Genomic DNA, 11,982 nt, shown 5'->3' with positions numbered 1-11,982 from the left:
GTAACGCGCCCCTCATCCGGGACGGCTTCGGTTCCCGAACGTCTGGGAAAGCACCGGAAGTTCGTCCGCCTCCGCCATCCCGTCTTTTTCACTTCTCGCTCCGCTCGGTCGATTCTTGCGACTCAACGCCATCTGGTCTCACCCCTCCCCCGGCAGGTCGAGGTGCGCCTCGGGGGGCAGGTGGGTGCCGGGCCGCAGGGGCAGACCGTCCGCCGCCCGCCGCACCGCGAGGGACGCGGGCACGTCGGCGAGCAGGATGTGCGCGCCGCTGCGGGTGAGCTTCAGCCCCGCCAGGACGGGCGCCCCGAACGCCTCCCCGAGGTCGGTGACGCCGGGGGGCAGGGTGAGGGCGTGGTCCCCGTACGGCCCGACGACGTGCAGGGTCCCCCCGTCCGCGCGCAGCCGCAGCGGCAGCCCCAGCCCGACCAGCGTGCCCAGCGGCGGCCACGGCGAGCGGGCGGGCCGCGCCACCGCCACGCCGAGCAGGGTACCGGGGCGGATCACGTCGCCCGCCTCCAGGAGCCTCGCCCCCTGGCTGACCTCCAGGTCGGCGGGCACGCGCAGCACCCGCAAGCCGCCCTGGGCCTGTTCGAACCGCAGCCCGCTGAGGTGCGGCACCCGCCCCACCTGCCCGAGGTCGAAGGGGCCGCCGAGCGGGGTGGAGACGCCCGTGACCAGCCCGTCCGCGTGGGCGAGGGCGAGCGTGCGGTCCTCGCGGTACTGGAGGCCCTCGACGGTGGGAGGAGCCGGAGTTGGGACAGGGCGCGCGGCGGTCGGGGACGGACGGCGCGGGCGGGCATGTGAACGGCGGCGCCGGGCGAGCAGGAGCAGGGCGAGCCCACCCAGCGCCAGCAGCCCGAGCAGCCCCGCGAGGAGCCAGGGCTGGAGGCGCCCCCGACCCTGGGGACCGGAGCTGTTCGGGGAGGCCGGGCCGGAAGGCGGAGCCGGGGATGTGGGCTGGGGAAGGGCTGCCCCCCCACCCCCGGCTGCCGTCACGCCCGCCAGGGGAACGCCGCGCCCCCCCGCGAAGGTCAGGACCGGCGTGACCTCACGTCCCGGCTCCAGCCCCACGTTCGTCAGCCGCACGCCGAGTTCGCGCCCGCCCGGCAATCGCACGACCTCACCCCTCAGGCCGGGCGTGGGGCGCAGGGCGGCGTCGGCGGCCTCCTCCAGCCGGTAGCGCAGCGTGACCGTCTCACCGGGCGCGAGGGTGCGGTCGGCCCCGGGGTTGAGCCACGTCAACCCCGGCGCGGGAGTCACGTTCAGGCGCAGGAGGACCCGGCGCACCTGCCCCCCGGCGGTCTGCGCGCAGAGCAGAGCGGGCGTGCCGGGCGGGAGACGACCTGCGACGTTCAACCGCACCGCGCCGTCCGTCACCCGTCCGTCCGGGAGACTCACCCGGTCTGCGGCCTCCCCCGCGGCGAGGGTGAGGGCCGCCCCGTCCGGAAAGGGAACGGGCACCTGCTGCGGGTCTCGGACCGTGAGCACCCCCCCTCCCAGGCGGCCCAGGTCCGGCACCTGCCCGACCGGCACCGTCAGCCCGTCCCCGTAGCCGCTCGCTCCCAGCGCGGCGCGGGCGGCGGCGGGAATCTGGGTCCCCAGGGCCACGTAGTGCAGCGTGTCGAGGGGGCCCCGTCCCCGGAAGGCGGCGAGGGCGCGGGCCGGGTTCTGCCTCGCGTCGGGGTCGTTGTCGATGCCGTCGGTGAGGATAAAGACGGTCGTCGCGTACCGCTCGCGGGCGGTCAGCGGCGCCAGAGCCCGGGCCACGCTCCGGTAGAGGTACGTGTTGCGCCCGTCCGCCCGCAGCGCGGCGAGGTCGGCGTTCCAGCGGGCGGCCTCCCCCGGCAGCGTGTAGCCTCGCGCCGGACGCGGCCCGGTGTCGAAGGTGACGACTTCGACCTGATCGGGCCTCGCCCCCCGCACATACCGGTTCACCGCCGCCTTCACCCGCCCGAAGATGTCGGCCTTCCCGTCCCCGATTCCGCGCATACTCCCGCTCGTGTCGAGGATGAACACGGCGCGGGTCTGGGTCGGCAGCGGCCCGGCAGGCAGGGTGCAGCTCGGCCCGGCGTGGGCGAGGCCCCCCGCGAGCAGGAGGGTGAGGACGGAAACGCGGCGCATCGGGTGCCCATTGTGCCCCGAGCGACCCCGAACGCCAAACCCAGGCGTCCCCTCCCACCCCGCCCGGGGATTTTCCCCGACCTGGACGCCCTGCATCCTGACCCGCCCGATCCCTACTCGGACCGCCCGATTACGCCATTTACGTAAAATATTTGACCCGTTTCAACCCGGGAGGTATACTGTCAGGACCTTCGGGGGCGCACCTGGCGCCCGTTTTTTCCGAATCGACCCTTTGACCGCCGCGCCCTGACACGGGGCGCCGCCAGGAGGACCATGACGCAGACCCACGACTACGACGCCAGCTCCATCTCGATCCTCAAGGGCCTGGAGGCCGTGCGCAAGCGGCCCGGCATGTACGTGCAGGGCGGCACGGGCGTGGACGGCTACCACCAGCTCCTGACCGAGATCATCGACAACGCCATCGACGAGGGCCTGGGCGGTTTCGCCGACGAGGTCCACGTGATCATGCACGCGGACGGCTCCGCCACCGTCACCGACAACGGGCGCGGCATCCCCGTGGACGTGATGAAGTCCGAGGGCCGCCCTGCCATCGAAGTGATCTTCACCGAGCTGCACGCGGGCGGCAAGTTCGGCGGCGGCGCGTACAAGGTGTCGGGCGGCCTGCACGGGGTGGGGTCGAGCGTGGTGAACGCGCTCAGCACCTACCTCGACGTGACCGTCAACAAGGGCGGCAAACTTCACCACATCCGCTTCGAGCGCGGTGCGGTCGCGGTGCCCCTCGAAGTCCTCGGCAAGACGCCGGGGGACGTGCAGTGGGCCACCAGGGTCACCTTCCACCCCGACCCCGGCGTCTTCCACGAGTTCGAGAACCGCTTCGACTACGACCGCATCCGCCGCCGCCTGCGCGAGCTGGCGTACCTGACGGGCCTCAAGATCGTCATCCGCGACGAGCGGACCGAGCTGCACGCGGGCGACGTCAAGGAAGAGACCTTCCATGAGAAGGGCGGCATCGCCAACTTCGCCCGCGCGCTCGTGATCGACGACGGTAAGCTGCTGTACGACCAGCCCATCGTGATGCGCGGCACGCACTCCGACGTGGAGGTCGAGGTCGCGTTCATCCACGCGAACACGTACTCCAGCGACAACATCCTGACCTACGCGAACATGATCCGCACCCGCGACGGCGGCACGCCGCTGACGGGCTTCAAGACGGCGTACACCCGCATCCTGAACAAGTACGCCAAGGACAAGAACCTGATCAAGGCGGGGAACCCGGTGCCCGGCGGCGACGACCTGCTGGAGGGCATCTACTGCGTGGTGTCGGTCAAGCTGGGTGACCCCCAGTTCGAGTCGCAGGCGAAGGTCAAGCTGCTGAACTCGGAGGCCCAGACCGCCGTGAACGCCGTCGTGGGCGAGAAGTTCGCGGAGTTCCTGGAGGAGAATCCCAGGGTCGGGCGCACCATCGTGGAGAAGGCCGCCGAGGCCGCCCGCGCCCGCGAGGCCGCGCGCAAGGCCCGCGACATCGTGCGGCGCTCCAACCCGCTGGAGAATGACGACCTGCCCGGCAAGCTGGCGGACTGCTCCTCGCAGGACCCCTCCGAGAGCGAACTGTTCATCGTGGAGGGGAACTCGGCGGGCGGCTCGGCGAAGGGCGGGCGGGAGCGGCGCTTCCAGGCGATCCTGCCCCTGCGCGGCAAGATTCTCAACGTCGAGAAGGCCGAGCTGAACAAGATTCTCAAGAATGCCGAGATTCGCTCCTTGATCGGTGCCATCGGCGCGGGCGTGGAGGGCACGGGCGACAACGTTCACTTCGACCTGTCGAACCTGCGCTACCACAAGATCATCATCATGACCGACGCCGACATGGACGGCGGGCACATCACGACGCTTCTCTTGACCTTCTTCTTCCGCTACATGCGCCCCGTCGTCGAGCAGGGGCACCTGTACATCGCGCAGCCGCCGCTGTACCGCATCACGGTGGGGGCGCAGACGAAGAACAACAAGGGCACCTACCTCTACACGGAGGAGGAGCTGAAGGCGCACGTCGCCCGCGCGAACAAGGAAGGCAAGAAGTACGAGATTCAGCGCTTCAAGGGCCTGGGCGAGATGAACGCCGAGCAGCTCTGGGAGACGACGATGAATCCCGAGGCGCGCGTCCTCAAGCGCGTCAGCATCGAGGACCTGATGGACACCAACCGCATCTTCGAGGACCTGATGGGCACCGACGTGACGCCCCGCAAGGACTTCATCCGGGAGAACGCGCGGTTTGCGGAAATCAGCGTTTAAGGACAAGGAATCAGGAGCCGCCTGCCCGTGGGGTGGGCGGTTTTTGTTATGGCTTCAGAACGGCGCTTCTCCTCGGCAAAGGGCCTCTATCCCCGTGCACACGCCTTCAAACTGCCCCAACACTTCCGCATTCCTGAAGCGCACGATTTGGATGCCTGCCGCCGCGAGTTGCCGCGTCCGCTCGGCGTCGTACTCCACCACCGCCCGACCGTCGTGGCTGCGGCCATCGAGTTCGATGCACAGCTTTAGCGAAGGTGAGTAGAAATCTAGGATGTAGCCTTGAAGCGGGACCTGACGCCGGAACTTGACCGGATGGGTGCGGAGGAACTCGAACCAGAGTTTGCGCTCGGCGGGGGTCTGGTTGTTGCGGAGTTCGCGGGCGCGGGGGGCCAGACGCCGGGTGTAGGCGTCGCGCATGGGAAAAGACTACCCCTCAGTCGGCTACGCCGACAGCTCCCCTTAGAGGGGAGCCTTGGAACGCACGACACCGGAGGAACGAGGCCCACGAAAGCCTCCCTTTTAAGGGGAGGTGCCCCCGAAGGGGGCGGAGGGGTTCCTCACCCAAAGTACCCCAGCACCTCGATCAACACCCGCGCGTAGTCGTCCGGCCTCATCCCCCGCTTCTCCAACTTCACGCCGGGCGGGAAAGTTGTCACTTCCGTCTTGTGCGGGAAGCGTTTCAGGCCGGGGGCGTCGTAGTCCAGGCCCTTGTAGGCGAAGGCGACCTGAATATGTGTCATCGTCTCGCCGATGCTCAGCACCCGCTTGGCGAGGGCGGTCAGGCGCAGTTTGGCGAGGTCGATGAAGTTCTGGACCTCGGGGGTGGGCGGGCCGTACTTCTTGCGCAGGTCGCGCTCGACCCGGCTGACGGCCTGAAGCGTCCGCGCCTCCGACAGCCGCCCGTAGGTGGCGATGCGCTCCTCCTCGTTGCCGTCGAAATATTCGGGCGTGAGGCGGGCGTTGATGGGGAGATCGATGGCGACGCTCGCGGGCGTCTCCAGCTTTTCCCCTTTCAACCGGGCAACGGCTTGGGCGAGCAGCTCGGTGTACACGTCGATGGAGACGGCCTGCACGTGCCCGTGCTGCTCTTCCCCCAGGATGTTGCCCACCCCGCGAATCTCCATGTCCTTCTCGGCGAGGAGGTGCCCGCTTCCCAGGTCTTGCAGGTCGGCGATGGCCCACAACCGGCGCTGGGCGTTTTCCGTCATGCGCGGCGGGTAGAACAGATAGGCGTAGGCCGCCGACTGCCGCCGTCCCACCCGTCCGCGAAGCTGGTAGAGCTGCGCCAGGCCCAAGCGGTCCGCCCGCTCGATCAGAATGGTATTTGCCTCGGGGATGTCCAGGCCCGTCTCGACGATGGTGGTGGAGAGCAGCACGTCGAAGGCCCCCCCCGCGAAGCCGAGCATGATCTCCTCCAGCTCCTCCTCGTTCATCCGCCCGTGCGCCACGCCGATGCGCGCCTCCGGGACGAGGTTGCGCAGGTACAGGCTGCGCGCCCCGATGGAGGCGATGCGGTCGTGGATGTAGAAGACCTTGCCGCCGCGCTCGATTTCACTGAGGATCGCGTCGCGCACGGTCACGGGGTCGTAGGGGGCGAGCACCGTCTGGATGGGCTTGCGGCCCTTGGGGGGCGTCTGGATGCTGCTCATGTCGCGCAGGCCCACCATGCTCATGTAGAGGGTGCGCGGGATCGGCGTGGCGGAGAGGGCCAGGGTGTCCACGGCCCGCACGCCCTCGGGAATCTCGATCTTGCCGTCTTTGGGAACGGGGGGGAGCCCGCGCAGGGCGCGCAGCTTCTCCTTCTGCCCCACGCCGAAGCGGTGCTCCTCGTCCACGATGATGAGTCCGAGGTCTTTAAACTGAATGTCGTTCGAGAGCAGGCGGTGGGTGCCGATGATGATGTCTACCTTGCCCTGGGCGAGGTCGGCGAGGATGGCGCGGGCCTGCTTCTCCCCGGTGAAGCGGCTCAGGCCCTCGACACGGACGGGCAGCTCCTTGAAGCGCTCGACGAACGTAGACGTGTGCTGCTCGGCGAGGAGGGTCGTGGGCACGAGGACGGCGACCTGCCTGCCGTGGCCGACAATCCGGTGCGCCGCGCGCAGGGCGACCTCGGTCTTGCCGAAGCCCACGTCGCCGGAGATCAGGCGGTCGGCGGGGTTCGGCTTTTCCAGGTCGCGCATCGTTTCCTTGAGCGCCGTCTTCTGGTCGGCGGTCAGCTCAAATCCGAAGTTCTTCTCGACCTGCGCGTCCCACTCGGGCTGCGGGGGGAAGGCGTTGCCGGGCGTGACCTGCCGTGCGGCGTACTGCACGAGGAGCTTGGCGGCCACCTCCTCCGCGTTCTTGCGCGCCCGCTCCTTGGCCCGCGCCCAGTCCTTCTTGTCGAAGCTCGACAGCACGGGCGGGTCATCCGTCGTGCCGGGGTGGCGGCGCAGCACGGGCAGTTGCTCGATGGGCACGGCGAGGCGGGCGCCATTCCGGTATTCGAGGTTCAGGTAGTCGCGCGTGACGCCCAGGACCGTGCGCGTCTCCAACCCCTGAAACTGCCCGATCCCGTGTTCGGGATGGATCAGGTAGTCGCCGACGTGGAGGCCCAGCGCATCGGTGACGGGCTTGCCGCCGAGCTTCTTGCCGCGCAGCGCCGAGCCGCCCTGGAAGCCGTAGATCAGGTCTTCCGTGATGACGACGGTGCGGTGCTCGGGAATGGCGAAGCCGCCCTCGCCGCCCGCGCGCAGGAAGCCGAGGCCGCCCTCCTCGACGCGCGGGATGGTCAGCCACGGCACCTCGCGGGTTTCGAGCAACTTCTCCGCCAGATACGTCGCCGTCCGGTCATGTCGCACGAGGATGAGCACGCGGTAGCCCGCCCCCCGCCAGTCGTCCACATCCCGCGCGAGGTCGGAGAGGCGAGCGCGGTAAAAGGGCAGCACCTTCAGGTCGAGGTCGAAATCAGCCAGCTCCAAGGGAGAGCGGCCAAAAGAGGTGACTTCGCGGTCACGTAACCTGGGCCAGAGCGTATCGGCGAGCGGCCCCAAGGCAGAGGCATAAAACTCCGGCGCGTCGAGGAAGACCCGGCCCGGCAGGAGGTCGAGGCGGGTGGCGTCCCACTTCACTTCCGTCAGGTAGTCGGCGGTGGGCTCCAGCGTGAAGGTCCTGATCTTCTCTCCCGTCAGCTCCCCCGGGGCGAGGCGGCGCAACGTGTCCAGCTCGTCCCCGAAGAACTCGGCGCGAATCCAGAGGGCTTCGGCGTCCTGGGGCACCCCCGCCCCTGGCTCCAGCCTCAACTCCAGCGTGTCGCCGCGCAACTCGAAGCCGGGTTCCTCGCCGCGCTCGTAGCCCAACCTCTCCAGGCGGCCCAGCAACTCCTCGCGCGGGTAGGAACGGCCCACCGTGAGGGTGACGGCGTGGTCCTCCGGGTGCGCGGGGAACAGGTCGAGGGCCGTGTTCACGTCGAGGACGACGTGCTCGTGCTTCTCGCCCCAGTCGCGCAGGCCGGGGTTGACGGTCACGGGGGCGCCCAGCACGCCCGCCGAGGCGTAGAGCCCGGCGCGGTCGGGAGTGGTGAGCAGCACGGCGGGCCCGGGGTGAGCGGCGAAGAGGGCGGCGCGGGCCACCTGCGGAAGGAGCAAGGCGTTTCCGACCGGCGCGGACGGCAGCAGTTTGGAGAGGTTGGGGGTGGCGACCGTCACAGGGGGGATTGTACGCGGGGCAAGAAAAAGACGCTGGAAGCGAATACCGTTTGCCCATGCCGGGGGACATTCACGCTTTGCTCATGGCACACGACAGCCCCGACCCCGCTGAGTGGGAGGCCCCACCCAGTTTTTCTAAGACGGATTGGGAGACGTTATTGGTGGGGGTGCGGAGTCTCGCACGCCGGATTGAGCAGCAATTGGGCGTCCCCGTGCAGTACGACGATCAGTACCAGGACGCGAGTTGTGTCGCCGACCTTTATCTCAAGACCGAAGATGGATGCCAGGCCGTAATTCGCTTCTCCAGCTTTGGGCGGATGGCGGTGATCTTCTGGTGGGGTGAGGGAGTGCGGCGGCCCACCCGCAGTCCGTTGGAGCCTGAGCTTCTGCCCCTCGTGGAGCAGGGCGGCTTCCACGTCATCCCACCCGAGATACTGGCCCGACCTTATGACGGTTTCTATGGCAGGTGTTCAGGTCCGTTCAACGACCCGATGACCTGGTTCGAGCGGTACTTCGACTACCTCTGAACACGACAACGGGCGCAGTACAGTCGGGCATGACCACCAAAACGACCGGGGCGGCGGACGCGGCCCTGAGAAATCACATTCGCGCGCTGCTCACCGAGCGGCAGGCCCACGTCCTGCTCGACGACGTGCTGGAAGGCTTTCCTCCGGGGCGCATCAACGACCGCCCGGAGGGAGTGCCCTACTCTGCCTGGGAGGTCCTGTGGCACCTGCGCTTCACCCAGCGCGACATCCTCGACTTCGTGCGGGACGAGGGGTACGTGGAGCCGGAGTGGCCCGCTGGTTACTGGCCCGACAACACCCGCGAGGCGACGCCCGAAGACTGGCACGCCGAGGCACGGACTTTCCAGGAAGACCTGGCGGCGCTGCTGACGCTGCTGGACGACCCCTCCACCGACCTCCTCGCCGTCGTGCCCAACGGTGCGAAACCGGGAGGAGGTGGGCAGACGTGGCTGCGCGAGTTCCTGCTCGTCGCGGACCACAACGCCTACCACGTGGGACAACTCATGCTGCTAAAGCGGCTGCTGGGCGGGGGTTAGCGTCTCAGCTTGCAGTTCGTCGGCAGAGGGCGGGGAATGCCCGCGTCGGTGTACGGTCGGGCCGTATGGGCTGGCATAGCGAGCGCCGCTGGCTGAGATGGATTCCGCCCGTGGTGCTGGCCCCGCCTCTTCAGAACCGACAAGGGCAGTAGACCGGGGAAAGCCGTCTGGGCGTCTGTCTCAACGTCGTAGACGCCGCACCCCCTCCCCAGGAGTCACGGCGGCACCTGTCTTCACGCCATCCCCCTCGCTCAGTACCGGGGCAACCCCGCCAACCCGCCGAACTCGCGCACGAGCCGCTCGGCGTGGTCCCCGTGCACCCGCTTGACCTCGATGCCGTAGAGGTCGATCAGGTCGGGCAGCGCCTCCTCCAGCGTGACGCGCTCCATCAGGCTGCCGTCGAGGGGGCTTTCGGTCATATCCTTCCTGCTCGTGAAGTAGGGGACCTCGCGGTTGTGGCTGCGGTAGAGGTTCATCTGCGAGCCGTCCTCCGGGATCACGAGCCGGTAGAGGCGCGCCTCCTGGATCATCTCCAGCACGCGCTCGACCTCCATCACGCCCTGCTCCTGAATCTGGTCGAGGAGGGCGGCCTCCGTCTTCTGGCGGTACCCCTCGACGATGGGCCCGATCTTCTCCAGAATCTCCGCCGGGTTCACCCAGCCCGCGCCGCCCACCACGTTGGTCTCGCCGATCACCTCGTAGGGGGCCTTGTCGGGAATCTCGGCCTTGAACTCGGCCACCCGCTGCACCGGCCCCACCAGGATCAGGGCTTTGATGTCGCGCCGGGACATCATCTCGCCCAGCTCCGCCGCCATGCGGTTGTAAAAACGCTGTTGGTTGGCGTCCTCGCGACTCTCGAAGAGGTCGGTGCCGCTGTCGCTGCGGGGGCCACTGCCCTGGCCGCCGGTTCCCGGTGCCCCCGGGACGTGGCGGGTACTGGAGGTCAAGGTGTCCCACCGCTCACCGTCGTCGAGGCGGACGTTCTCGTGCCGCCGCAGCTCGGCGAGTTCGCCCTGGCGCAGCAGGAAGAAGCGGGCCCACTCTCGATCCACCGCGAGGACGGCCACGGTGGGCAGCAGGTCCATGATGCTCGCCACGAGAGATTTGAGGGGACGCCCGTAGTGGAAGCGTTCGGGCAGGTCGGCGTTGATGTCGAAGCGCTCCAGCGTTTCACCGTCGCCGCTCACCACATACAGCGCGCTCTTGCCGTGGTGCGTGCGGGGCTGCGAGAGGTCGTCGAGAACCTGCTTCATCACCGTGGGGGGCACGCCCGCCTCCTGCATCGCCCCCTTGACGCGGGTCTGAAGGGCCCCGCCCTCGTTGTCCACGTTGGCCGGATTGTCGTTGACGACGGCCATCAGGACCATCGCGTTGTCGGGCAGCTCCTGGATGCGGCGCACGTCGGCTCTGGAGATCATATTGGCCCCCTTCTGCGGCCCCATTGTCGAAAAGCGCGGGCGGGCGTCGTCTCCCATTTCGCTCAAGGCCGGTTCACGCTCACCCCGCCCCGGTCCCTTCCCCCGCCCGCTTGCCCATACAGTTTACAAAATAGATCAATTTGTTTGATAGACTGACCTCCATGAAGCGAACCCTCCTCTCTCTCGCCACGCTCGCCCTCGCACTGGGCGGCGCGCAGGCGCAACAGGTCAAGGAAGTCCGGCTGGGCGTCTTCCCCAACGTGACGCACGCGGCGGGGCTGGTCGGCGTGCAGCGCGGCCTCTTTCAGAAGGAACTCGGCAACGTCAAGCTCGTGGTCAAGGAGTTCGCCAACGGCTCGCAGATCAACGAGGCGTTCGCGGCGGGGGCCATCGACGCGGCGTACGTGGGCCCCGGCCCGGCGATGAACGCCTTTATGCGTGGGGTGCCCATCCAGGTCTACGCGGGGGCGGCCAACGCGGGCGCGGTGCTCGTGGGCCGGGGGGACAGCGGCATCCGTAACGTGAAGGGCCTGGCGGGCAAGAAGGTCGCCGTGCCCACGCGCGGCTCGACGCAAGACATCAGCCTGCGCCACCTCCTGCACGTCAACGGCCTGAGGGCCACCGACGAGGGCGGCACCGTCACCATCGTGCCCATCGACCCGGCGAACATGCCCGCCGCCTTCGCCAGCAGGCAGGTGGACGCGGCCCTCGTGCAGGAACCGTGGGGCGCGATCATGGAGACGCAGGGCGCCAGACTCCTCGCCAACGAAAAGGCGATCTGGGAGGGCGGCAACTACACGACCACCGTGTTCGTGGTGAACACCCGCTTCGCCGAGCAGAACCCGGAGGTCGTGAGGGACCTGCTGCGCGGTCACCTCGGCGCGATCAACTTCATCAACAAGAGCAACGCGGGGGCGCAAAAGGCCATCGCCGACCAGATTCAGGCGTTCACGGGCAAGCGGCCCAACTCCGCCGAACTCTTCAAGGCCCTGGCGCGGACCCGGGTCACCTGGGACATCAACCTCAAGACGCTCGCCGAGTACGCCCAGCTCAACAAGGAGGCGGGCTTCGCGCGGGACGTGCCGGACCTGAACCGCTTCGTGAACCTGAGCGTGGTGCGGGGGCTGGCGAGGTAAGCGGTGAGTGGTCAGTGGGAAGTGGGGAGTGGGGGCAATGGCTGAAGCTGTCGCCCCTGCTTGCTGTCTCCACTGACCACGAACCACTTCCCCTATCCTTCCCCCATGACCGGACCGAAAAAGGGACCTAAGGGCCGCCCCCCGAAGCGCAACACGGCGCAGGGACGCGCGGGAGCGACGCGGGACAGCACGGCGCCCGTCCGCGAGCGTACTCCCCGCGCGGAGGGCGAGCCGGGGGGACGGTCCGCCTCCGGCCCACGCCCGGGTGGGCCGAAGGTGGGGGGCGCGGCGGCGGGGGGGCGCCCGGGGCGCGG

The 11,982-nt window shown here is 68.7% G+C and carries 8 protein-coding genes and 1 pseudogene; 5 read left to right on the top strand and 4 right to left on the bottom strand.

Features of this window, described 5'->3' with window-relative positions; all coding sequences use genetic code 11:
- Positions 1-138: 138 nt before the first annotated feature.
- Complete coding sequence (locus A7B18_RS16450; RefSeq protein ID WP_102127791.1) at positions 139-2,121, bottom strand: vWA domain-containing protein; 1,983 nt, start codon at positions 2,119-2,121, stop codon at positions 139-141.
- 273 nt (positions 2,122-2,394) lie between these two features.
- On the opposite strand from A7B18_RS16450, the gene A7B18_RS16445 reads away from it, so the two are divergent.
- Positions 2,395-4,368 (top strand): DNA topoisomerase subunit B, encoded by a 1,974-nt coding sequence (locus A7B18_RS16445; protein ID WP_102127790.1) that lies wholly within the window; start codon positions 2,395-2,397, stop codon positions 4,366-4,368.
- A 54-nt stretch (positions 4,369-4,422) separates the two neighbouring features.
- Here A7B18_RS16445 and A7B18_RS16440 read toward each other — a convergent pair whose 3' ends face one another.
- Positions 4,423-4,785 (bottom strand): endonuclease domain-containing protein, encoded by a 363-nt coding sequence (locus A7B18_RS16440; RefSeq protein ID WP_102127789.1) that lies wholly within the window; start codon positions 4,783-4,785, stop codon positions 4,423-4,425.
- 140 nt (positions 4,786-4,925) lie between these two features.
- Positions 4,926-8,051: a DEAD/DEAH box helicase gene (locus A7B18_RS16435; RefSeq protein ID WP_102127788.1), complete on the bottom strand. Its 3,126-nt coding sequence runs from the start codon at positions 8,049-8,051 to the stop codon at positions 4,926-4,928.
- Between the two features lie 56 nt (positions 8,052-8,107).
- Between A7B18_RS16435 and A7B18_RS16430 the strand changes: the two genes are divergently transcribed.
- Both A7B18_RS16430 and A7B18_RS16425 read left to right on the top strand, forming a co-directional pair.
- Positions 8,108-8,578, top strand: coding sequence for a hypothetical protein (locus A7B18_RS16430; protein ID WP_102127787.1), 471 nt, complete (start codon positions 8,108-8,110; stop codon positions 8,576-8,578).
- A gap of 29 nt (positions 8,579-8,607) precedes the next feature.
- Positions 8,608-9,114, top strand: coding sequence for a DinB family protein (locus A7B18_RS16425; RefSeq protein ID WP_102127786.1), 507 nt, complete (start codon positions 8,608-8,610; stop codon positions 9,112-9,114).
- A 251-nt stretch (positions 9,115-9,365) separates the two neighbouring features.
- Here the strand turns inward: A7B18_RS16425 and A7B18_RS16420 are convergent, their stop codons facing one another.
- Complete coding sequence (locus A7B18_RS16420; protein WP_102127785.1) at positions 9,366-10,532, bottom strand: VLRF1 family aeRF1-type release factor; 1,167 nt, start codon at positions 10,530-10,532, stop codon at positions 9,366-9,368.
- 161 nt (positions 10,533-10,693) lie between these two features.
- Here A7B18_RS16420 and A7B18_RS16415 point away from each other — a divergent pair, with 161 nt between their 5' ends.
- Entirely contained in the window at positions 10,694-11,668 is a 975-nt protein-coding gene (locus A7B18_RS16415) for an ABC transporter substrate-binding protein (RefSeq protein WP_102127784.1), read from the top strand.
- 105 nt (positions 11,669-11,773) lie between these two features.
- Positions 11,774-11,982: pseudogene (locus tag A7B18_RS22290) on the top strand (hypothetical protein); the annotation flags it as partial.

The sequence above is a fragment of the Deinococcus planocerae genome, assembly GCF_002869765.1.
Taxonomy (GTDB): domain Bacteria; phylum Deinococcota; class Deinococci; order Deinococcales; family Deinococcaceae; genus Deinococcus; species Deinococcus planocerae.
This window is presented reverse-complemented; position numbering and strand designations above follow the sequence as displayed.

Bases quoted from the DNA above. Each gene is read 5' to 3' on its own strand.
- A7B18_RS16440 (WP_102127789.1), bottom strand. From the start codon at position 4,785: ATGCGCGACGCCTACACCCGGCGTCTGGCCCCCCGCGCCCGCGAACTC.
- A7B18_RS16425 (WP_102127786.1), top strand. From the start codon at position 8,608: ATGACCACCAAAACGACCGGGGCGGCGGACGCGGCCCTGAGAAATCAC.
- A7B18_RS16430 (WP_102127787.1), top strand. From the start codon at position 8,108: ATGCCGGGGGACATTCACGCTTTGCTCATGGCACACGACAGCCCCGAC.
- A7B18_RS16415 (WP_102127784.1), top strand. From the start codon at position 10,694: ATGAAGCGAACCCTCCTCTCTCTCGCCACGCTCGCCCTCGCACTGGGC.
- A7B18_RS16445 (WP_102127790.1), top strand. From the start codon at position 2,395: ATGACGCAGACCCACGACTACGACGCCAGCTCCATCTCGATCCTCAAG.
- A7B18_RS16420 (WP_102127785.1), bottom strand. From the start codon at position 10,532: ATGATCTCCAGAGCCGACGTGCGCCGCATCCAGGAGCTGCCCGACAAC.
- A7B18_RS16450 (WP_102127791.1), bottom strand. From the start codon at position 2,121: ATGCGCCGCGTTTCCGTCCTCACCCTCCTGCTCGCGGGGGGCCTCGCC.